Raw genomic sequence first — 22,230 nt, forward strand, 5'->3', positions numbered from 1 at the left:
GGGGTTTTTCTGCACTACATAATTAAGGGGGGTATGTGTTGACGTTACCGTTGGGGGTACGGATCAGGATCGGCGTGTCCGCGATTATCTGCTTCGTTGTGGGGGTGGCTTTCCTGCTTGGTTTGCCTGTGTTGTTCAGCATTTCCCTGTGGGTGTTACTGGCCGTTGCCGCCTTGGCATTGTTGCTGGGCTTGCTGCTGAACGGAACGCTGCGTTTGCTGTTCGGCAAAAAAAAGAATCGCAGCCTGCTGAAATCCGTGGGCGTTTTTTTCTGTTTGTTGACCATTGCCACTGCGTTGCCGATTTATTATCTGGCGTACAAGGTGCAGGCCGACCCGCCACTATTGCCCCAGGCGACGCTGACGAATGGTCAAAAAACCGTGGTTTTTCAGGGCATGATCCATGTGGGTATGGAGAGTTTCTATAAATCGGTGGTCTATGATCTGGAAGAGGCACTCAGTGACGGCTACCGGTTGTACTACGAAGGCGTACAGCCTTCACCCGGGGAAGGCGATGCCTGGTTCGCCGAACAGCTTGCCGGTGGCGGTGACCTGGCAGAGAACTACAAGGTCCTGGCGGATGCCTGCGGGGTGAAGTTCCAGATCGATTACTTTGGCCTGATGGAGCGGGATGCGCAGCAGCATCCAGAGCGTCACGTGGCGGCAGATGTCACCAGCCTGGAAATGAAACAGGAATACGATCGTTTGATGGCCACGGACCCGGCTTTCGCCGAGCAGGTGCGTGACCGGGAGGCTCCCGCTTCCACGTATACCAGTGATCCAGTTGCCGCCCTGCTGGATTGGCATGCTTCTGCCACCGATGAACAGAAAAAACTGATCGGTATTTTGTGTCGCGGTGCCTTTGCCATTGCGCTGGGCGATCAGAGCGAGCATGAGCCCCGGCCGCTGGATAAAGTCATTCTGGATTTCCGCAACCGCCAGCTGGCGCAGCGGATTATCGCTGATGACAGCCAGCGCATTTACATCACCTACGGTGCGGCCCATTTGCCCGGTGTGCTGGCAGCCCTGCAAGCCGCAGATCCGGACTGGCAAATCACTACGGTGAAATGGATGCGGGGCCTGGCGACCCCGGAACATCTTGAAGGTGTCCTGCCGTCCATGCCCTAGTGGGAAAGGAAGGCAGGGCCGGTGCGAACATTGATTTCAAGCAGACAACAGGATGCACAAAGAATGATGAAACGAATGGGATGGATGCTGGTGCTGGCGGTGGGCCTGCTGGCCGGCTGCAGCAGTAATGGTCATGGTGAGCTGGAAGGCGAAGCCTTGCGGGTTGGTGTCATGCCCGATTATCCGCCGCTGGTGTTTCGCGAAGAAGGCAAGTTGGTGGGGCTGGAGCGGGATTTTGCCGAGCAGTTATCACAGGACCTGGAGCGCCCCTTTTCTCTGCATGAATACACGCAATTGAGTGACTTGTTTGCGGCGCTGAAAAATAACGAAATCGATATCATCATGTCCGGCATATCCATAACGCCTGCCCGCCAGAAGGCGTTTGCATTCAGTTTGCCGTATACCACGATCGGCCAGATGGCGATGATCCGTCTCGACGATGCTGCCCGGCTGGCCACGCCCGGCGCCTTGTTTACCGGGCAGTACCGGGTGGGTTACAAAAATGGCACCACCGGTGAGGCGTTCGTGAAAGAGACCATGGATGCGCAGACCCGGGGATTCAACAGCAATACTGAAGCGACCCAGGCCCTGGTTAACGGTGACATTGATGCGTTCATTCACGATGCGCCCACGGTCTGGAACCTGGCTAACAAGCGAGAGTACCCGGTGAAGTTGCTGGGCCTGTACAAGCCCCTTACCAAGGAACAGCTGGCGTGGGTAATGCGCAAGAATGACAGCGAACTGAAACAGCAAGTGGATACGGTGCTGAAGCGTTGGGTAAATAACGGTTTTCTGATGCAGACAAAAACCCAATGGATTCCGGTGAAAATTCTTTCCGGGCAATGATTTTTTGTAGGTCGGGTTAGTCGCGTAGCGACGTAACCCGACTAAATTCTTTATTCAGATATCTGCGAAATTCTCCCCACCTTTCAACCAACGACGCAGCAGCGGCTCAACCCACTGTGGGCAATCGTGCATCAGTTTGTTGGCCACGTCTTTGGCCGGTTCCATCAGGGCTTCATCGCGGACCAGGTCGGCGATGCGAAACGCCAGGTCCCCGGTCTGGCGAGTGCCGAGCCATTCCCCGGGGCCGCGTAGTTTCAAGTCCTCTTCGGCAATAATAAAACCGTCGGTGGTGTCGCGCATTACCGCCAGCCGCCGTTTGCCGGTGAGCGACAGCGGGTTCTTGTACAGCAGCAGGCAATAGCTTTGCTCGCCGCCTCGTCCCACACGTCCGCGCAGCTGATGTAATTGTGCCAGGCCCAACCGCTCAGCATTTTCCATCACCATCAGGGTGGCGTTGGGAACATCCACACCCACTTCGATCACCGTAGTGGCGATCAGCAGTTGCGCGTCGCCCCGGGAAAAGCGGGCCATTCGCTCGGCTTTTTCTTTTGCTTTCATGCGGCCGTGGACCAGCTCTATGCACAGGTCCGGCAAGGCGATCTGCAATTCCTCGAAGGTTGCTTCCGCCGCCTGGGCCTGCAGTTCTTCGGATTCCTCGATGAGCGTGCAGACCCAGTACGCCTGGGTGTTTTTCCTGCCGCTGTCAGGGCGGCAGGCATCGTTGATCCGTTCGATCACCTGGGGGCGGCGGCTTTCCGGTAGCACCAAGGTATCGATGGGCTTGCGTCCCGGCGGCATTTCGTCGATCACCGAGGTATCCAGGTCGCCGTACACGCTCATGGCCAGGGTGCGGGGAATGGGAGTGGCGGTGAGTGTTAGCTGGTGGGGCACCTGGCTGCCGTTGACGGTATCAAAGCGGCCTTTTTCACGCAGGGCCAAACGTTGCTGCACCCCGAAACGGTGTTGCTCATCAATGATGGTGAGTCCGAGCCGGTGGAATTGCACCGCCTCCTGGAACAAGGCGTGGGTGCCGACGACAATCCGGGCGCTGCCATCAGCCAGTGCGGCATTGGTTTCCCGGCGGGCTTTGACGCCCAGGCTGCCCGCCAGCCAGTGCACCTCGATGCCTAGCGGCGCCAGCCAGTGGCGAAAATTGTCCCGGTGCTGTTCGGCCAGCAGTTCGGTGGGCGCCATCAGGGCCACCTGGTAACCGGACTCCATGGCGGCGAGGGCCGCCGCCGCTGCCACCAGCGTCTTGCCGGATCCCACGTCCCCCTGCACCAGCCGTAGCATGGGATGGGGCTTGGCCATGTCGCCCATGAGCTCGCCGATGACGCGCTGCTGTGCCCCGGTCAGGGCAAAGGGCAGGCTGGCCTGGAGTTTTTCAAACAGTGTCTGGCCGCTTAATCGCGGGGCATGGAAGGCTTTTTGTCCGGCCCGTTTTTGCAGCATGCCTAACTGGTGGGCGACCATCTCTTCCATGACCAGCCGTTTCACCGCCGGGTGCTTGCCTTCCAGCAGCAGGTTCACCGGGTCATCCGGGTTAGGGTTATGCAGCTTGTTTAGCGCCTGGGTCAGGCTGGGTAATCCGCTCTGATCCAGCAATTGCGCGGGGATTAATTCCTGGGGCGGGTGTGCCTGCAAGTAATGCAGAGCCTGGCCGGTAAGGTTGCGCAGGGTTTTCTGGCTGACGCCATCGGTGGTGGGGTACACCGGGGTCAGGGCTTTTTCCAGTGGTGGCAGGCCGCTGTCGGCATAATCCAGCTGGTATTCCGGGTGGTAGAACTCCAGGCCGGCGGAGCCGGGGCGGGGCTCGCCGTAGACGCGAATGGTCCTGCCGCGCTCCAGGTTGTTCTTCTGGGCGGCGGTGAAATGGTAGAAACGCAGCGTCACCATGCCGGTGCCGTCCGCCACTTTGCACAGCAGTGAGCGGCGGCGGCCAAAAATCACATCGGCGGCCATCACTTGGCCTTCGATGACGACACCGGTTTCCGGGCGCAAACTGCCGATCGGGGAAATGCGGGTGCGGTCTTCGTAGCGAAAGGGCAGGTGGAAAAGCAGATCTTCCAGATTATGCAGGCCCAGCTTGGCCAGTTTCACGGCCGCCGCCGGCCCCACGCCTTTGAGGCGGCTAAGGGGCAGGCTGGAGAGGCTGTCATTGGCCATGGTTGGGCAACACCGCTGTAGGAGCACCTCTCGAGGTGCGAATCTGGTTCCAGCGTCTTACCTGGGTAGGGTTCGCACCTCGAGAGGTGCTCCTACAGGGAGAAACCTTCCTGCCCATCGTTATCCCGACAGTCCTTCCTTGGGCACGGCTTGGCGCAGCACTTCGATGGCCTTGGGCCGAGGGAAGCTATCGCGCCAGACCAGGGCGATGGTCCGGGAAGGGACCGGTTCTTCAAACGGACGCACCGCAAAGGTGTCCTTGTCGTAGCCATGCTGGTGGAGAGCCGAATTGGGCAGCACGGTAATGCCCAGCCCGCCGGCGACCATATGGCGCAGGGTTTCCAGGGAGCCGCCTTCGATCTGTACCAGGTTGCGCTGGTGCTGGGAGTCGATGGCTGGACACAGCTCCAGCACCTGGTCGCGGAAACAGTGGCCTTCACCGAGTAGCAGCAGGGTTTCGTCGAGCAGTTGCTCCGGGGCGATTTTTTTCTGCGCCGTCCAGGCATGGTCGCCGGGTAGCAGGACAGAGAAGGATTCCTCGTACATGCGCGCCCGCACCAGGCCGCCACCGGAAAAAGGCAGTGCCACGATAATGGCATCCAGCTCGCCGTGTTCCAGCTTGCGGCGCAGCACATGGGTGTAATTTTCTTCGATGAACAGCGGCATTTCCGGGGCGGCTTCGCGCACCCGGGGCACCATGGTCGGGAACAGATAGGGCGCGACGGTAAAGATCGCTCCGACCCGCAGCGGTGAGCCGAGCTGGTCGCGTTGGCTCATGGCCATCTGCGAGAGCAGATCCGCCTGTTCCAGCACACGCTGGGCCTGGGCGACAATGGGCTCGGCCTGGGGCGTCACCACCACTTCACGGGGGCGTCGCTCGAACAGGGGCATACCCAGCTGCTCTTCCAGCTTTTTAATGGCGGCGCTGAGGGTGGGCTGGCTGACGTTGCAGGCCTGGGCCGCGTGGCCAAAGTGGCGCTCGCGGGCCAGGGCGACTAGATAGCGAAGTTCTGTTAGTGTCATGGCGTCGATACATTAAACCGATGGTTTCTGCATTGTGCACCTCTGCCAAGAGGGATGCCAGAGGGGGCATTAGTTAATAATGAATAGTTAAGGAACCTCTGAATAACTCGCGGGTGTGGTGCTGGCGGAGTTCCGTGGTTAATTATTCATTATTAACTATTAATTGATTTTCTATGTCTCATATTCTGATTGCCGGGCTGGGGGATTTGGGCGCCGGCCTGGCCGAACAGTTAATCGCTAACGGCCACCGCATCAGTGCCATCCGCCGCGGCGCGCAGGCGCCAGCCGGAGTGGAGCTGTACAGCCAGGATCTCACCGAGGGTGCAGCCATGCTGCCTCCGGACCCGGTGGATTTGCTGGTTATTATCATGACGCCCTCCGAGTACAGCGAAGAAGGCTATTTGCAGGCCTATGTGCGGGCGCCGCTGACTTTGCTGGAGGCGTTGGGACGCCAGCAACCGCTGCCTCCGGTGGTCTTCGTATCCAGCAGTGCGGTGTTCGGCGATGTGGACGGAGTGGTGGATGAGCTGACGTCGCCACGGCCGAGCCGGTATAACGGCAAGGTGTTGCTGGCGGCAGAAGAGGAAATCAGCACCCGCAGTCTCAGTACCGTGGTGCGTTTCACCGGCATCTATGGGCCGGGCCGCTATCGACAGATCGACAAGGCGGCCAGGCTGGCCCGGGGTGAAGAAAGCCTGCCGGCGCCCCAGTGGACCAATCGCATTCACCGCGACGACTGCGTGGGCCTGCTGCACAGCGTGGTGCTGGGCTGGCTGGAGGGCCGGGACATGCCGCCGCTGGTGATTGGCACCGATGCGGTGGGCGGCCGCAATCTGGATGTGCTGAAATGGCTGGCGGATCGGCAGGGCCTGACGCTGGCCGTGCCGGATGCACCGGCCGCCGGCAAACAGGTGCGCAGCCTGTATATCCAGCAAGGGCACTACACCTTGCGCTATCCGGGTTACCCGGAGGGTTATGCACAGGTGCTGGCGGATAGATGAGCGACAAGCCCCAAGCTACAATCTCCTACGGCTGGGGGCGTAGAAATGTGTTTAACGCGCTGGCTTCACCGAAAGCTGGACGCGGGCATGGCGCTGAATGGTCTACGGCCATTTTTCGCGTTGTAGCTTGCCGCTTGAAGCTTGTAGCTTCTCTGCAAAGCGCATTCCCGGCCAAATCACGCTAAAATCGCCCATCTGTCGGCCGGGAACGTCATCATTGGTTGTTTTTTCGCCGACAGACTTGCCTCCGGCGCTGGCATTAGTAAAGTGTGCGCCTCAAATTTTTCTGTGTCGGTGCCGGGGGTGATCCCGATGCGCCGCAAAAGCCCGTGATGGGCGCGATGGAGTAACGCGAATGAGCACGCCGGTTGCCGTGGTAATGGGCTCCCAGTCTGACTGGGAGACCATGAAAGAAGCCTGTGACGCCTTGACCCAGTTCAATGTGGGTTGGAAGGCCGAAGTGGTATCGGCTCACCGCACCCCTCAGCGCATGTATGACTTTGCCAAAAGCGCCCACGAGAACGGCTACAAGGTGATCATTGCCGGTGCCGGGGGCGCGGCCCACCTGCCGGGCATGATTGCTTCGCTGACACCGCTGCCGGTACTCGGTGTGCCGGTGAAAAGCCGTACCCTGTCTGGCTGGGACAGCCTGTTGTCCATCGTGCAGATGCCCAAAGGCGTGGCCGTGGGCACCCTGGCCATCGGCGCGGCGGGCGCCTGGAATGCGGGCCTGCTGGCTGCCCAGATGCTGGCGGCGGACAACCCCGAGCTGCTGCAGCAAATCGCCGACTGGAAAGCGTCCCGTGCGGATGAAGTGTTGGCCAATGCCGAGCTGGGGCAGGGCTGATTCCCCGGCGCTGTTCTTTTCCCTGTTTGCTCTGACGGATCTGCTATGAATCGCGTACTTGTTCTTGGTGGTGGCCAGCTTGGCCTGATGATGGCAGAAGCCGCAGCCCGACTGGGGCTGGTGGTGGACCGTTACGATCCGGAACGGGCGCTGCTGTTGCCGGGCACTTCCGACCTGGCTGTGCCGATCAGCTGGGAAGAGTGTCAGGAGCGTTACCCGGTGATTACCGTGGAACGTGAAGCCTTCCCGGACACCGGATTTTCCGCGGAGCTGGCCCAGAGCGATCGTTGCGTCGCCCGGGGTGCCCTGCAAGTAATCCCCGACCGCTTCACCCAGAAGTCCATGCTCGACAAGCTGGGTATCCCCACCGCGCCCTGGGTGACCCTGGACAAGACTGACGATCTGCAGGCCGCTGTGGACCAGTTTGGTGGCGTGGTCGTGAAGGCCCGTAGCGGCGGCTATGACGGTCGTGGTACCTGGATTGTGGGCGAGGGGGGCGACCTGTCCGCCGTGCCCGCCGCCGAGCTGGCCGGCCAGGCGATTGTCGAGAAAAAGATTCCCTTCCGCCGTGAGTTGTCCATTGTCGGTGCGCGCAGTATTACCGGTGAGACCCTGTTTTACCCGCTCACTCGCAACTGGCATGTGGACGGCATTCTGCGCCTGAGCCTGGCCCCGGCCAATGCCTGTGCCGACCTGCAAAAGCCGGCGGAGCAGATGCTCAAGGGCATCATGGAAGAGCTGGACTATGCCGGTGTCATGGCGGTGGAATTCTTTGAAGTCGATGGCCAGTTGATGGTCAACGAAATTGCTCCGCGAGTGCATAACTCCGGGCACTGGACCCATGAAGGGGCGGACTGGTCCCAGTTCGACCTGCACGTTCATGCCCTGGCCGGTGTGCCCCTGCACGCCCTCAACGTCCATGGCCCCTCCGCCATGGTGAATCTGATCGGCACTCCGTTCGAAAGTGCCTGGCTGCAGCACCCGGGCGTGGTGCACTGGTATGGCAAGAGCGTGCGTCCGGGCCGCAAGGTGGGCCACGCCAATCTGGTGGCCGATACTTTGGACGGTCTGCGTCAGGGGCTGGATGCCTGGGCCGATGTGCTGCCGGAAGGCTATCAGGCGGTGCTGGAGTCCGAGCTGGATCTGGGGTGATTTTGGGGTGCTTGTGAGCCCAACGTTTAACGTTGAAATGCGCGGCATCGCCGGGAGCCATGCGAAACAGGCTCTAGCCGCGCCGCAGTACCGGGAAATAATCTACATTCAAACTCATCGCGGGCACCACGCTACTTGGCGGGCATCTCACGTATCCTGCACTTTTCAACTTTCAACTTGAAACGTCCCCCCTTCACGTTTTGCTGGCCGTGCCGGCTTACACTGTCCATAGTGCGAGGCAAGAAAAGGCAAAACGGTTGTGATGATGACACTTTCTCTGGGGCGCTATCGGCGGCTGATCATGCTGGCCATGGTGCTGGCGCTGGTCCTGATTACGGTAGAGCTTACCGGCCTGCGTGAGCAGCTGTCGGTGTCGTTCCTGCGCGCGCAACTGGAAGCCAACCCGATCACCGGTCTCATTGCCTTTGTGGTGGTCTTCGTGATCGGTAACCTGATTCAGCTGCCCGGCTGGATCTTTCTGGCGGCGGCCATCCTGGCGCTGGGAACGGTGATGGGCGGGCTGGCGACTTATATTGCCGCCTGTGTGTCCTGCCTGGTGACCTATGTGCTGGTGCGCGGACTGGGCGGCAGTGCCCTGCGGGATATCCAGAGCCCCCTCGCCCGCAAGATTCTGGCGCGGCTGGATAGCCACCCGGTACGCAGCGTGGCCTTGTTGCGCCTGTTTTTTCAGACCATGCCGGCGTTGAATTACACGCTGGCGCTCAGCGGGGTGACGTTACGCCACTACATGATCGGCACGCTGATCGGTTTGCCGGTGCCGCTGCTGCTTTATTGCATCTTCTTCGACCGAATACTGCTGCTGTTACCGATCGGGTAAGGCCGGGCGCATAACCCGCCTGCAAGGGATTCGCATGTTTGAAGGTAGTTTCCACTTGCAGGCGCGCCCTGCGGCAACCAAGCTTTTCGTCACGCGTAGCCCGAGGCTGTCGTCAATGCCTTAACAGGGCGCTCAGCGTATCCACAGTCTCTGCCCACTCCGCGTCTTCGCGAACCGCCTCGGCGAGAAATCGTGCCTGGGATTCATTCCAGAACGGTGCCTGATGCAGGTGCATGCTGTCGGTGAGTGTGCCGCCATGCTGGTGGATGAAGTCTTCGATATCGGGGTCGCTGCTGGCCAGGCCGAGCTGATCAAACAGGGTGTTGAGGTCGTGGGTCGCGGTATCCATATCGCTCTCCCTTATGTTGCGAAAATAAGTGTTGCGGGATTAACGCAGGCGGACATCTGCCCGCCCACCGTCTGTTCGATGGTGCGCTTTTAAAGTCGTTCTGTCTCCCCTCCTTTCGGAGGGTCGCACCAACAAAAACGCCCGCACAAGGGCGGGCGTGTTGCATGGCGCGTGGTGCGTGCAGCGGATCAGGCAATATCCAGAATACCGTCCATTTCCACGCCGGCGCCCTTGGGCAGCGCCGCCACGCCGATGGCTGCCCGAGCCGGGTAAGGCTGGGTGAAATGCCGTGCCATAACCTCGTTGACCAGCGCAAAGTGGCTCAGGTCGGTGAGGAAGATATTCAGCTTTACGATGTCCTGCAGGCTGCCGCCAGCGGCTTCACACACCGCGATCAGATTGGAAAACACCTGCTCGATCTGCGCCTCCATGTCGCCTTCAATCAGCTCCATGGTTTCCGGCACCAGTGGAATCTGGCCGGACAGATACACGGTAGAGCCAGCCTTGATGGCCTGGGAATAGGTGCCAATGGCTTGTGGAGCCTTGTCGGTGCTGATTACGGAATGGTTGGACATGATCGTTCTTCATTGGTTGAGCCCCGGCCATGGCCGGCAGGCGAAAATAGGGAAGCGGCTATGCTTGCACGGGTTAATGCTTGCACGCAACACGCTGCACCCACTCAAGCAGTGGGGGTGGCGTGCCGCGGTTATCAAAGCCGGTGAATGCGGACGATGCTGTCCAGGGTGCGCAGCTTCTTGATGATGCGCGCCAGGTGGATGCGGTCTTTCACCGTCATGGTCACGTTGAGGATGGTGAGGGTGGGATCTTTCTCGGCCATGTCGATGGTGTCGATGTTGGAGCCCAGTTCGGACACGCTGTTGGCCAGGGTGGCGAGTACGCCGCGCTTGTTGATCAGCTCGATGCGCAGGGCGGCGGTGAATTCCTGCTCCACCTGTTTGTCCCAGCTTAGCGCGATGCATTTTTCCGGAGCGTTGCGCATTTCCGCCAGCAGGTTCTTGCAGGTATCCCGGTGGACCACGATGCCGCGCCCGGCACTCAGGTGCCCGATGATGGTGTCGCCGGGCAGCGGGCAGCAGCATTTGGCGTAGCTGACCATCAGGCCTTCACTGCCGCGGATGGCCAGCGGCCGGCGATCGTCTTCGTGCTGGCGCTCGTCGTCATCGCGGGCGCCGGCCAGTTTGCGCGCCACCAGCGGCGCCAGGCGGTTGCCCATGCCGATGTCTTCCAGCAAATCGTCCAGTTCCAGATAGCCGTTACCGGCCAGCTCGCTGACTACCCGCTCAATGGGCAGGTCGTCCAGGCCCATGTCATAAGAGTGCAGGGCCTTGGCCAGCAGCCGCTCGCCCAGCTCCACCGCGTCTTCGCGGCGTTGGTGTTTGAGGAAGTGGCGAATGTTGGTGCGCGCCTTGCCGGTGACTACGAAGTTCAGCCAGGCCGGGTTCGGGGTGGCGTTGGGGGCGGTGATGATTTTTACCGTCTGGCCGGACTCCAGGGGCGTTGAAAGCGCCGCCAGCTTGCCATCGATGCGCGCCGCCACGCACTTGTTGCCCACCTTGGTGTGCACCGCGTAGGCAAAGTCCACGGCGGTGGCGCCACCGGGCAGTTCCTTGATGTCGCCTTTGGGGGTGAACACATAGGCTTCGTCCGGGAACAGGTCCACCTTCACGTTCTCGATGAACTCCATGGAGTTGCCGGCTTTTTGCTGCAGCTCCAGCAGCCGCTGCATCCAGCTCTGGGTGCGGCTGTGGGTGGGCGAGCCGGGTTCGTCATCGGACTTGTACAGCCAGTGGGCGGCGATGCCGTTGTTGGCCATGGCCTCCATTTCTTCGGTGCGAATCTGCATTTCCAGGGGAATACCGGAGCGGGCCTTCAGCGTGGTATGCAGGGACTGGTAGCCATTGGCCTTGGGAATGGCGATGTAGTCCTTGAAGCGGCCGGGAATGGGGGTGAAATAGTTATGGGTGGCGCCGAGCACGCGGTAGCAGGTGTCGACCCGGTCCACGATGATGCGGAAGCCGAACACATCCATGATGTCGGAGAAGGGTTTGTGCTGCTCCTTCATCTTGGTGTAAATGCTGTAGAGGTGCTTTTCGCGGCCCAATACCCGGGCTTCGATGCCTTCTTCTTCCAGGCAGTGTTCCAGGCTGGTCTTGATGGTGGTGAGGATTTCCTTGCGGTTGCCGCGGGCCTTTTTTACGGCCTGGCCAATCAGCTTGGCGCGCATGGGGTAGATGGCGTGAAAGGCCAGATCCTCGTATTCCACCCGCATGTTGTACATGCCCAGCCGGAAGGCGATGGGGGCGTACAGTTCCAGGGTTTCGGTGGCAATGCGGCGGCGCTTTTCGGCGCGCATTACATGCAGGGTGCGCATGTTGTGCAGGCGGTCAGCCAGCTTGATGAGGATGACGCGGATGTCCCGGGTCATGGCCAGCATCATCTTGCGCAGGTTTTCCGCCTGCTGCTCGGCTTTCGATTCGAACTTGATCTGGGCGATCTTGGAAACGCCGTCCACCAGCTCGGCCACCTCCTCGCTGAATTCGTTGGCCAGCTGCTCTTTACTGAAGCCGGTGTCCTCGATCACATCGTGCAGCATGGCGGCCATGAGCGAGGCATGGTCCATGTGCATGTCGGTGAGGATGTTGGCCACTGCCAGCGGGTGAGTGATGTACGGATCCCCGGTGCGGCGGTACTGGCCTTCGTGTGCTTGCTCGGCAAAATGGTAAGCGTGTACGACCTGGGCGATCTGATCATCGTCCAGGTAACTGCGTAACCGTTTTTCCAGATTATGGATGGTGGGCAAAAGGCCTCGTCACGCCCTTGGCGAGTAGCAGGTTCGAAGATGACTCTTAGCTTAGATTTGAGGGCAGGATTTGTCTATGACAAGGAGATAAGCACAGACGATTGTTTGGCTGGGAGAAAACGATACCGGGTGGCAAGCAAGACGCGAAAAAAGGGGGGGGCTGGAAAACAGGAGTGAGGGGCAAGTGCCAGATGGCAAAACGCAGAGGCCGGTCGGCCTCTGCGTTTGCTTGTTTTGTTCCCGTCGCCCCGTTTGGGGGAGACGGGGCCGGCAATTACTCGCCGAAAGACTGAGTCAGCAGGGCCAGCTCGTCCACGTCAGCACTGCGGTCCGCGATGGGGTTATCCACGGATTCAGCGGTCACGTGGCCTTCTGCGATTTCACGCAGGGCGACAACAGTGGGTTTGTCGTTTTCCCAGGCTACACGTGGCTCTTTACCGCCGCTCTGCAATTGGTGGGCGCGCTTGCCGGCAACCAGTACCAGCTCAAAGCGGTTATCCAGTTTTTCCAGGCAATCTTCTACGGTAACTCGTGCCATGCTGCTCTCCTGACAAGCTGACGGGGCCGGTTCGACATGAACCAGCACCGCCTGATAATTCGCAAGGAGGCGATTTTACGGGCTGAGGGCAGGGCAAGTCCAGTGCCAGCCGCCGAACGGCGGTGCCGGGGCTGGCCCCGACGGTGGCGATCAGCGGGGCGCGAGCAGGTTCTGCAGGGTCGCGGCCTGGCGGGCAGACTGCCGGCTTGTCACCAGCCGGCGAGCCTCGACGATGGCTTCCAGCTCATACAGGGCACGCTGGAAATCATCGTTGACCACCAGATAGTCGAACTCGCCGTAGTGGCTCATTTCGTCCTGGGCGCCGTCCAGGCGTTGCTGGATCACGGTTTCGTCGTCGGTTTCGCGGCCCCGCAGGCGGTCGGCCAGAATCTCCAGCGAGGGCGGCAGGATGAAGATGCTCACCGCATCCGGCAGCTGTTTGCGAATCTGGGTGGCGCCTTGCCAGTCGATCTCCAGAATCACATCATCGCCGCCCCGCAGGGTCTGGGCGACCCAGTCGGCGCTGGTGCCGTAAAGGTTGCCGAACACTTCCGCATGCTCGAGAAAACGGCCCTGTTCCACCTGACGGACAAAGCTGTCACGGTCGGTGAAATGGTAGTTCACGCCGTCTTCCTCACCGGGGCGCATGGCGCGGGTGGTGTGCGAGACGGAAATGCGGACCCGGGCAAGCTTGTCGACCAGGGCGGCCACCAGGCTGGTCTTGCCGGCGCCGGACGGGGCGGAAATGATGTACAGCGTGCCTTTGTCGGCCATAAAGAGAATGTCCTGTTCGCGATCCCGGTAAAGCGCGCATTATAGGCGTAAAGACCCGGGTGCGTCATATGCACCCTGACCCGGAGACAACGGACTCACTATGCAGGACAGCGCGATCAGCGCCACGGTGGATTTCCACCTGGACGGCGTACAGCACGGTTTCCTCAAACTGCCTTATTCCCACGACCAGTCCGCCTGGGGCAATGTGATGATCCCGGTGACGGTGATCGGCAACGGCGAAGGGCCCACTGCGCTGCTGACCGGGGGCAACCACGGCGATGAATACGAAGGCATCACCGCCCTGCTCAAGCTGGCCAACCGGCTGCAGGCGCGTGATATCCGTGGCCGGGTGATCATTGTGCCGATGATGAATCACCCGGCGGTGCAAAACGGCACGCGCACCTCCCCGCTGGATGGCGGCAACCTGAACCGGGCCTTTCCGGGCGACCCTGCCGGCACTCTCACCGAGAAAATTGCCGATTACTTCACCCGTTATCTGGTGCCGCTGGCCGACGTGGTGCTGGATATGCACTCCGGTGGACGCACGCTGGACCTGTTGCCTTTTGCGGCCACCCATCGCCTCGCCGATGAGGCCTTTGGGGCGCGCTGCCTGGCCGGGGCGGAGGCGTTTGGGGCGCCTTACACCCTGTTTATGGCGGAGCTGGAGGAGGCGGCCCTGTTCGACAGCGTGGTAGAAGCCCAGGGCCGGGTGTTCATCAGCACCGAGCTGCGCGGCGGCGGCACGACTACCCCGGATACCGTGGCGCTGGCAGAGCAGGGCGTGGACAACGTGTTACGCTTTGCCGGCATTCTGCCCGGCGACCCGTTGCCGGTAACATCGCAGGCGCTGGAGATCCCCAGCGCAGACTATTACCGTGTCAGCGAGCATCGCGGCTTGCTGGAATTTGCGGTGGCGCTGGGCGACTGGGTGCAGCAGGGCGAGGTGCTTGCCCGCGTGCATAGCCTCGACCGTACCGGCCAGCCACCGGTGGATTATCGGGCGCCGTTTGCAGGCATGTTGATTGGTCGCCGTCACCCGGCCCGGGTAGACATTGGCGACACCTTTGCCGTGCTGGCAGTGAAGCGCTAAGGCGTTCTTCCGCGGCGCCCAAACTGAAAAACCAGGAGAAACTATGAGTGACTCAAAGGGTGATCCGCGTCGCCGCCATTCAGCAAAGGTCGTTGATGGCCCCGGTAAATCCGCCAGCCGGGCCATGCTGCGGGCGGTGGGATTTACCGATGAGGATTTCCACAAACCCCAGGTGGGGATCGCGTCCACCTGGAGCCAGGTCACACCCTGCAACAGTCATATTGGTGAGCTGGCCGACAAGGCCTGCGAAGGGGCTGATGCCGCCGGCGGCAAGGGCGTGATTTTCAACACCATCACTATTTCCGATGGCATCGCCAACGGCACCGAAGGAATGAAGTATTCGCTGGTCTCCCGCGAGGTGATTGCCGACTCCATTGAAACCGTGGCCGCCTGCGAAGGGTTTGACGGCCTGGTGACCCTGGGCGGCTGCGACAAGAACATGCCCGGCTGCCTGATGGGCATGGCGCGGCTGAATCGCCCCAGTGTGTTCGTCTACGGCGGCACCATCATGCCCGGCAAGGGCCACACCGATATTGTCTCCGTGTTCGAAGCCATGGGCGCCCATTCCCGGGGCGACATGGACCTGATCGAGCTCAAGCAGATTGAAGAAACCGCCATCCCCGGCCCGGGTTCCTGTGGCGGCATGTATACCGCCAACACCATGGCCTCGGCCATCGAAGCACTGGGTATGAGCCTGCCCGGCAGCTCGGCACAGAATGCGGTGTCCGAGGAAAAACGGGAAGATTGCGTGCGGGCCGGCGCCGCTGTATTAAAACTGCTGGAACAGGACATCAAACCGTCCGACATCATGACCCGCGCGGCGTTCGAGAATGCCATCACCGTGGTGATTGCCCTGGGCGGCTCCACCAATGCGGTGCTGCACCTGATCGCCATGGCGCGCACCGTGGGCGTGGCGCTGTCACTGGATGACTTTACCGAAATCGGCAAGCGGGTGCCGGTGCTGGCGGACCTGCGCCCCAGTGGCCACTACATGATGAGCGAACTGGTGGCCATTGGCGGTATTCAGCCGCTGATGAAAATACTGCTGGAGGCAGGATTATTGCAGGGCGATTGCCTGACGGTGACCGGCCGAACGCTGGCGGAAAACCTGGCCGATGTGGCGCCCTATCCCCTGGATCAGTCGATTATTGCGCCCCTGTCCGAGCCTCTGAAAGCGGAAAGTCACCTGCGCATTCTCTATGGCAACCTGGCGCCGGACGGCGCGGTGGCCAAGATCACCGGCAAGGAAGGCACCCACTTTTCCGGCCCGGCACGGGTGTTCGGTTCCGAAGAAGAAGCCCAGCAACGGATTAACGACGGCACAGTGGTGTCTGGCGACGTGGTAGTGATTCGCTATGAAGGCCCCCGCGGTGGGCCGGGCATGCGTGAAATGCTCACCCCCACCTCTGCCATCATGGGGCGTGGCCTGGGCAATGAGGTGGCGCTGATCACCGATGGCCGCTTCTCCGGCGGCAGTCATGGTTTTGTGGTCGGCCACGTGACCCCGGAAGCCTTCGATGGCGGCCCGCTGGCGCTACTGGAAGACGGCGACCTGATCACCATTGATGCGCAAGCGAACACCCTGGTTGTGGACCTCTCCGATGCAGAGCTGGCACGCCGGCGAGCCAATTGGAAGCAACCGGCACCACGCTATACCCGTGGCGTGTTGGCCAAATACGCACGGCTGGTCGGCTCCGCCAGCGAAGGCGCGCTGACGGATCAGGATTGATCTGTCAGGTGAGATTCTCTTCGTCGGCTTGAGGGCTCCCTCAAGCCGACCCCTTCCTTATCGTTGCTGCGTTTTTACTTCCCGTCTTTTGTGTCGGTGAGCGGCATTTTTCGGTGCCCCATTCCCTTTTTTTCCTTCCCCATTCCGCGTACTGAAATATTGATTGTTGTATGAGATGGATCGCGCAACGCAGAAAAGTGTGTGGTTTAGTTACACTAAAAATTTAAACGTTCGTTTTAAATTTTCTACAGAATTGCACTCATAAATAGGGCCGTATTAACCCTGTTCATGGTGCCGTCTTTTTACGCCCTAAAAGGGAAACTAAATAGCATAATTTGTATATGGTGCGGCTGCGCTATTCTTCTTCCTATCCACAAAAAATCTCACTTTTTTAATGGAATCATCGAGTTATGAATGGATTTAGTCGATTCTTCAAAAAATAAAAAATAGTTCGAAATTCCCTGAGCCAGCCGGTAGACAGCAGGAAAATGGCTGATACATACTCGTTGGTATGTGAAAAGAGATGGCGGGATATTTTGTTTCGCCTCCTGGAAAAAAGAAAAGATAAACACCGTTATTGACAGCAATAACGCATAAAAAAAGACAAGCGTGTGCGCATTGCCATGGCGCCATTGGCGTGATGGCAATAACAACAAACAGGGAGAGCAACATGATGAAAACGTTTCTGGCCGGCGTGGTATCAACGCTGCTGCTGGCCACTGCGGCCCAGGCTGCAGAGCCGGTAAAGATTGCATTGATTGATCCGCTCAGTGGGCCCATGGCATCAGCGGGTCAGCCTGCCTATGAGCACCTGAAATTTGCCGCTGAGCGAATCAATGCCAACGGCGGCATGAATGGTCACCCGGTCGAAATCGTCGGCCTGGATAACAAGCTAAGCCCCCAGGAAAGCCTGGTTCAGTTGCAGAAAGCCATGGATAACGGCGTGGATTTTATTACCCAGGGCAATGGTTCCTCGGTGGCCTCGGCACTGATCGCCGGTATCGAAAAGCATAACCGCCGCAACCCGGGTGACGAGCGCCTGTTCCTCAACTACGCGGCGGTGGACCCGGTCTTTACCAACGAGCGTTGTTCATTCTGGCATTTTCGTTTCGATGCCAATTCCGACATGAAGATGAACGCGCTGACCGATTATCTGGCCGGCCAGAAAGAGATAAAAAAGGTCTACCTGATTAATCAGGATTACAGCCATGGCCGCTCTGTTTCCACGCAGGCTCGCAAGATGCTGAAAGAAAAGCGCCCGGACATCGAAGTGGTCGGCAATGACTTTCATCCGCTGGCAAAAGTGAAGGATTTCACGCCGTATATTTCCAAAATTCAGGCATCCGGTGCCGACGCGGTGATTACCGGTAACTGGGGCCAGGACATGACGTTGCTGGTGAAAGCGGCGGCAGACTTTGGTCTGGATGCGCCTTTCTTTACCTACTACGGCGCCAGCTCTGGCGTGGCCACCCAGCTGGGTGAAAAAGGCGTGGACCGCCTGTATCAGATCAATGAGTACTACGGCGATTTTGAAGACCCGGAAATGGCGCAGCGCCAAGTCGATTTATACAAAAAAGCCAACTGGGATTTCTACTATCTGCGTTTGAGCAACATGCTGGACATGCTCAAGAAAGCCGCTGACCAGGAGAAAAGCGTAAACCCGGTGGTCATTGCCAAAGCGCTGGAAGGGATGACGCTGACCAGCACCACTGGCGAGCTGGTGATGCGTGCTGAAGATCACCAGATCCAGTTGCCCATGTTTATCTCGGTGATGGATGACGGCATGAAATACGGCGCCGAAGGCACCGAGTTCAATTTCCACAAAGTGGCGCGGATCGAACGTGATGACGTCACGCTGCCTACCACTTGCCGCATGCGTCGTCCGAAATAAACGCCGGACAACGCGCAATGGATTGATCTTGTTGGATTGAGTCGAAGCAGCTGCATTCCGCGGCTGCTTCAGGAGCTTTTGCATGCTCGAAATTATTATTTTTTCCACGCTGAACGGCATTTTGTACGGCTTGTTGCTGTTCATGCTGTCCAGCGGTTTAACGCTGATTTTTTCCATGATGGGCGTGCTCAATTTCGCCCATGCCAGTTTTTATATGCTTGGTGCCTATGTGGCCTACAGCCTGGGGATGGTGGTGGGTTTCTGGCCGGCCCTGTTTCTGGCGCCTCTGGTCGTGGGGCTGTTGGGCGCGTTGGTTGAAAAATACGGCCTGCGCCGCGTCCATGAAAACGGCCACGTGGCCGAATTGTTATTTACCTTTGGCCTGGCCTATGTGATCAACGAACTGGTGCAGTTGATCTGGGGGCCGGTATCCGTGGCGTACCGTGAGCCGGCTTACCTGCGCGAGCCGCTGTTCACCCTGATGGGCACGGATTATTCAATTTTCCGGGGCGGGGTGATCCTGATTTCCGCGCTGATGCTGGTGGCGCTCTGGTACCTGCTCAAGAAAACCCGTGTCGGCCTGATGGTGCGGGCCTCGTTAACCCACGGGAATATGGTGGGCCATCTGGGCCATAACGTGCCGCGCCTGTTCATGGGTGTGTTCGGGTTTGGTTGTGCCCTGGCTGGCCTGGCCGGGGTGATGGGCGGGCCATTGCTGGCCACCGAACCGGGCATGGCAGAAAGCCTTGGGCCTATCGTCTTTGTGGTGGTGGTCGTGGGCGGCATGGGGTCCCTGTTGGGAGCGTTCTATGCGTCCTTGTTGATCGGCCTGATCCAGACCTTCTTTGTGGCCATGAATGCCTCCGTGGGCGATTTGCTCAACGGCATTGGCATGAACGTGGATCCCTACGGAGAAATCACGGGCATTACTCTGGCCAGCTTGGCGCCAATGACGCCCTTTATTCTGCTGGTACTGATTCTGATTTTCCGCCCACGCGGTTTGATGGGGGAGCTTGAGCCATGAGTGAAGCAACTGCAGTGGCAACATCATCTCCGTCCATGCCCTGGCGTTCGCTGATGCCCTGGGTGATCAGCTTGGCAGTCATGGCGGTGTTACCGTTTTTATTCGAAGGCGGCACCGCCTTCACCCTGATGAATGTGATCGGTATCAATATCGTGTTCGCCATGTCCTACAACATGCTGTTGGGGCAGGGTGGCATGCTGTCGTTTGGGCATGCGGTGTTCTTCGGCATGGGCAGCTATGCGGCCATGCATGCCATGAATGCCATCGATGAAGCGAGCTATACCGGTGAAGGTTTCTGGGCGCATATCCCGGTAGTGAGTATGCCGTTGGTGGGCATGATCGCCGGTGGGCTGGTGGCGCTGGTGATCGGTTGGCCGTTCTGCCGCCGCGCCGGTACCGCCTTTGCCATGATCACGTTGGGCCTGGGGGAATTGGTGGCAGCAGCCGGGCAAATGTTCCCGTCCCTGTTTGGCGGCGAAGCCGGCATCTTTGCCAATCGTATGGTCGGGCCGCAGTGGTTCGGGCTGGAACTGTCCAGTGCCCGGGATGTGTACGGGTTTATTGCCTTCTGGACCCTGGTGGCGGTGGCTGCCATGTGGGCCTTTACCCGCACGCCGCTGGGGCGCATGTCCAATGCGGTGCGTGACAACCCGGACAGGATGGCCTTCATCGGTTACCAACCGCGCAATATTCGCTATCTGATCTTTATCGCTTCCGGTGCCTTCGGGGGCCTGGCTGGCGGCATGGCGGCGGTGAACTATGAAATCATTACGCCGGAATCGTTAGGGCTGATTCCTTCCGGCATGGCGCTGTTAATGGCGGCAGTGGGTGGTCTGGGTGTGTTCTATGGCCCCATCGTGGGTGCCATCGTTGTCACCCTGATCAACTCCATGCTGAGCGACTACACCGATGCTTCCATCCTGTATGTGGGGCTGATTTTCCTGAGCATTGTCATGTTCGCCCCGCGCGGTCTGGCCGGTGGTATCGAACAGGTGCGTGTGGCCTGGCGCGAGGGCCAGCTGACGTCGTGCCTGCCGGGCTGGTTGACGGGTGCAGCGGCAGTGGTGCTGATTGCCACCGGGCTGTCACTGGCGGTGGAGCTGTTGTTCCACTGGCGTCACGGCAGCGACAGCATTAGCCAGTTTTTTGGCATGACATTGAATGAAACCAGTGTGTGGCAGTGGGGCGCCGTGGTGGCGCTGGTGGCCAGTGGCATCACGCTGATGCGTGCCACCCGAACCCTGCGGGAGAGCGAATAATGACAGCGCTATCGATCCAGGCATTACGAAAAAGTTTTGGTCCGGCGGATATTATTCGCGGTGTGGACCTGGAGGTGAGCAGTGGTGAAATCCACGCGATCATTGGCCCCAACGGGGCCGGTAAATCCACCTTCTTTAATCTGCTGTCCGGCGCCTTGCAGCCCTCCAGTGGTGACATGGCGTTGAACGGCACACGCATTAATGGTCTGTCGCCGGACAAGATTCAGCAGCTGGGCCTGTCGCGTTCGTTTCAGGTGAGTAATGTGTTCACCAACTTGTCCGTGTTTGAAAATTTGCGTTGCGCCTGCCTGAAGAACAGCAAGGCCGGATATGTCTTCTGGCGGCCGGCCGCCGGCATCCGTCAGGCCAATCAGCGTGCCGAAGAAGTGCTGACACTGATCGGCCTGCAAGCGTTACGCGAGGTGCCGGCCGGGGCATTGCCCTATGCCAGCCAGCGGGCGCTGGAAATCGGCATGACCATCGCCTGCGATGCGCAGGTGGTGCTGCTGGATGAGCCCACGGCCGGCATGAGCAACACCGAAACCGAACAGGCCGTGGGCATGATCCGCAAGGTGGCTGCCGGGCGCACCTTGATGATTGTGGAGCACGATATGGGCGTGGTGTTCGAACTGGCCGACCGGATTTCGGTACTGGTCTATGGCGAAATCATTGCCACGGGCACCCCGGAACAGATTCGCAATGACCCGAGGGTGAAAGAAGCCTATCTGGGTGAGGAGGCCGCCTGATGTTGGACGTACAGGATTTACATGCCTACTACGGTAAAAGCCATATTCTTCAGGGGGTGAATTTTTCCCTGCAGGAAGGCGAAGTGGTGTCGTTGCTGGGGCGGAACGGGGTGGGCCGCTCCACCACGGTGAAGTCCATCATGGGTGAAGTGCCGCCTACGGGTTCCATCCGTTTTCAGGGTACGGAGATTGCCGGCTGGCCCAATCACCGGATTGCGCGGTTGGGGCTGGGCTATGTGCCGGAAGACCGGGATATTTTCCCCTCTCTTACGGTGCGACAGAACCTGGAGCTGGGCCTGAAGAACCCACGCAAACCCGGGAAGTGGACCGTGGAAAAAATGCTCGACATGTTCCCCAATCTGGCCCGCCGCGAACACTCACCGGCGGGGGTGCTGTCCGGCGGCGAAAAGCAGATGCTCGCCATGACCCGCACCCTGATGGGCGACCCGTCCCTGATCATGATCGACGAACCCACCGAAGGCCTGGCCCCGCTCGTCGTCAAACAGATCGCCGACCTGATCTCGGAAATCGCCAACGCCGGCGTCTCTATCCTGCTGGTGGAGCAGAAACTCTCCATCGCCATGGATATCTCCCACCGCGTCCTGGTCATGGGCCACGGCCAGATCGTCTTCCAGGGCACCCCGGACGAACTGCGCAACGATGACGCCGTGCGCAAGGAGTGGCTGGAGGTGTAAAGCTAGCTGTTAGGCAGCGTTAAAAAGCCGGCGTCATGCCGGCTTTTTTAGTAGTGAGGCGCCACATGAAAGCGTTACTCGATATTCTGAATCTGTTTGTTGGTTAAGAATTAAAAATACTTGAAAGTCAATTGGTTGCCTGTGTTTTTGCATGGCGGTTTTTGCTTTGCCCACCATGTTGCCCACCACTTTTAAGTCCTTGATTTAGCTTAATGAGCAAATACGCGGGGCCTTTTGGAGGAGGGTGGGTTGCTGAAAAGGCGGGGTCCACGTGCCCGGTTTTTCAGGTCGTGACGATAGGGTTTCTGGTGAAT

20 protein-coding genes are annotated in these 22,230 nt (G+C 59.5%); 13 read left to right on the forward strand and 7 right to left on the reverse strand.

Going from position 1 to position 22,230, the window contains the following annotated elements; genetic code table 11:
* Positions 1-74 precede the first annotated feature (74 nt).
* Both F1529_RS00100 and F1529_RS00105 read left to right on the forward strand, forming a co-directional pair.
* The gene (locus F1529_RS00100) at positions 75-1,127 is read left to right on the forward strand and encodes a TraB/GumN family protein (protein WP_230457660.1); all 1,053 of its coding nucleotides are present in this window, start codon (positions 75-77) and stop codon (positions 1,125-1,127) included.
* 63 nt (positions 1,128-1,190) lie between these two features.
* Positions 1,191-1,973: an ABC transporter substrate-binding protein gene (locus tag F1529_RS00105; RefSeq protein WP_155130987.1), complete on the forward strand. Its 783-nt coding sequence runs from the start codon at positions 1,191-1,193 to the stop codon at positions 1,971-1,973.
* Positions 1,974-2,027: 54 nt separating this feature from the next.
* Here the strand turns inward: F1529_RS00105 and recG are convergent, their stop codons facing one another.
* Positions 2,028-4,139 (reverse strand): ATP-dependent DNA helicase RecG, encoded by a 2,112-nt coding sequence (recG, locus tag F1529_RS00110; RefSeq protein ID WP_155130989.1) that lies wholly within the window; start codon positions 4,137-4,139, stop codon positions 2,028-2,030.
* Positions 4,140-4,259: 120 nt separating this feature from the next.
* Complete coding sequence (locus F1529_RS00115; protein ID WP_007151432.1) at positions 4,260-5,162, reverse strand: hydrogen peroxide-inducible genes activator; 903 nt, start codon at positions 5,160-5,162, stop codon at positions 4,260-4,262.
* A 173-nt stretch (positions 5,163-5,335) separates the two neighbouring features.
* On the opposite strand from F1529_RS00115, the gene F1529_RS00120 reads away from it, so the two are divergent.
* The 4 genes from F1529_RS00120 (at position 5,336) to F1529_RS00135 (ending at position 9,000) form a co-directional block, all read left to right on the forward strand.
* Positions 5,336-6,163, forward strand: coding sequence for an NAD-dependent epimerase/dehydratase family protein (locus F1529_RS00120; RefSeq protein WP_155130993.1), 828 nt, complete (start codon positions 5,336-5,338; stop codon positions 6,161-6,163).
* Between the two features lie 355 nt (positions 6,164-6,518).
* The gene (gene purE / locus F1529_RS00125) at positions 6,519-7,010 is read left to right on the forward strand and encodes a 5-(carboxyamino)imidazole ribonucleotide mutase (protein WP_155130996.1); all 492 of its coding nucleotides are present in this window, start codon (positions 6,519-6,521) and stop codon (positions 7,008-7,010) included.
* Positions 7,011-7,055: 45 nt separating this feature from the next.
* Positions 7,056-8,162, forward strand: a complete 1,107-nt coding sequence (locus tag F1529_RS00130; protein WP_155130999.1) for a 5-(carboxyamino)imidazole ribonucleotide synthase — start codon at positions 7,056-7,058, stop codon at positions 8,160-8,162.
* A gap of 262 nt (positions 8,163-8,424) precedes the next feature.
* Positions 8,425-9,000: a TVP38/TMEM64 family protein gene (locus F1529_RS00135; RefSeq protein ID WP_155131002.1), complete on the forward strand. Its 576-nt coding sequence runs from the start codon at positions 8,425-8,427 to the stop codon at positions 8,998-9,000.
* A gap of 112 nt (positions 9,001-9,112) precedes the next feature.
* Here the strand turns inward: F1529_RS00135 and F1529_RS00140 are convergent, their stop codons facing one another.
* From F1529_RS00140 to gmk, 5 genes are all read right to left on the reverse strand, one after another.
* A complete protein-coding gene (locus F1529_RS00140) occupies positions 9,113-9,349 on the reverse strand; it encodes a DUF2789 domain-containing protein (protein ID WP_007151378.1) in 237 nt (78 codons plus the stop codon).
* 188 nt (positions 9,350-9,537) lie between these two features.
* Positions 9,538-9,924, reverse strand: coding sequence for a RidA family protein (locus tag F1529_RS00145; protein WP_007149408.1), 387 nt, complete (start codon positions 9,922-9,924; stop codon positions 9,538-9,540).
* Positions 9,925-10,058: 134 nt separating this feature from the next.
* A complete protein-coding gene (gene spoT, locus F1529_RS00150; RefSeq protein ID WP_007151387.1) occupies positions 10,059-12,170 on the reverse strand; it encodes a bifunctional GTP diphosphokinase/guanosine-3',5'-bis pyrophosphate 3'-pyrophosphohydrolase in 2,112 nt (703 codons plus the stop codon).
* Positions 12,171-12,444: 274 nt separating this feature from the next.
* Complete coding sequence (gene rpoZ / locus F1529_RS00155; protein ID WP_007149241.1) at positions 12,445-12,708, reverse strand: DNA-directed RNA polymerase subunit omega; 264 nt, start codon at positions 12,706-12,708, stop codon at positions 12,445-12,447.
* 150 nt (positions 12,709-12,858) lie between these two features.
* On the reverse strand, positions 12,859-13,482 hold the full coding sequence (gmk, locus tag F1529_RS00160; RefSeq protein WP_007150023.1) for a guanylate kinase: 624 nt from the start codon (positions 13,480-13,482) through the stop codon (positions 12,859-12,861).
* Between the two features lie 100 nt (positions 13,483-13,582).
* Between gmk and doeB the strand changes: the two genes are divergently transcribed.
* The 7 genes from doeB to F1529_RS00195 all read left to right on the forward strand — a co-directional run bounded on the left by doeB (position 13,583) and on the right by F1529_RS00195 (position 21,916).
* Positions 13,583-14,572 carry a N(2)-acetyl-L-2,4-diaminobutanoate deacetylase DoeB gene (gene doeB, locus F1529_RS00165; protein ID WP_155131005.1) on the forward strand — a complete coding sequence of 330 codons (990 nt, stop codon included), beginning with the start codon at positions 13,583-13,585 and terminating at the stop codon, positions 14,570-14,572.
* Between the two features lie 43 nt (positions 14,573-14,615).
* Positions 14,616-16,301 carry a dihydroxy-acid dehydratase gene (gene ilvD, locus F1529_RS00170; RefSeq protein WP_155131008.1) on the forward strand — a complete coding sequence of 562 codons (1,686 nt, stop codon included), beginning with the start codon at positions 14,616-14,618 and terminating at the stop codon, positions 16,299-16,301.
* A 670-nt stretch (positions 16,302-16,971) separates the two neighbouring features.
* On the forward strand, positions 16,972-18,192 hold the full coding sequence (locus F1529_RS00175; protein WP_230457661.1) for a branched-chain amino acid ABC transporter substrate-binding protein: 1,221 nt from the start codon (positions 16,972-16,974) through the stop codon (positions 18,190-18,192).
* A gap of 82 nt (positions 18,193-18,274) precedes the next feature.
* Complete coding sequence (locus F1529_RS00180; RefSeq protein WP_007150349.1) at positions 18,275-19,216, forward strand: branched-chain amino acid ABC transporter permease; 942 nt, start codon at positions 18,275-18,277, stop codon at positions 19,214-19,216.
* Positions 19,213-20,475 (forward strand): branched-chain amino acid ABC transporter permease, encoded by a 1,263-nt coding sequence (locus tag F1529_RS00185; protein ID WP_230457662.1) that lies wholly within the window; start codon positions 19,213-19,215, stop codon positions 20,473-20,475. Before F1529_RS00180 ends, F1529_RS00185 begins: the two co-directional genes overlap by 4 nt.
* On the forward strand, positions 20,475-21,221 hold the full coding sequence (locus F1529_RS00190) for an ABC transporter ATP-binding protein (protein WP_155131011.1): 747 nt from the start codon (positions 20,475-20,477) through the stop codon (positions 21,219-21,221). The genes F1529_RS00185 and F1529_RS00190 overlap by 1 nt, the downstream gene beginning before the upstream one ends.
* Positions 21,221-21,916, forward strand: coding sequence for an ABC transporter ATP-binding protein (locus F1529_RS00195; RefSeq protein ID WP_155131013.1), 696 nt, complete (start codon positions 21,221-21,223; stop codon positions 21,914-21,916). Before F1529_RS00190 ends, F1529_RS00195 begins: the two co-directional genes overlap by 1 nt.
* The last annotated feature ends 314 nt before the right edge of the window (positions 21,917-22,230 follow it).

Source organism: Alcanivorax sp. VBW004 (assembly GCF_009718865.1).
Classification (GTDB): domain Bacteria; phylum Pseudomonadota; class Gammaproteobacteria; order Pseudomonadales; family Alcanivoracaceae; genus Alcanivorax.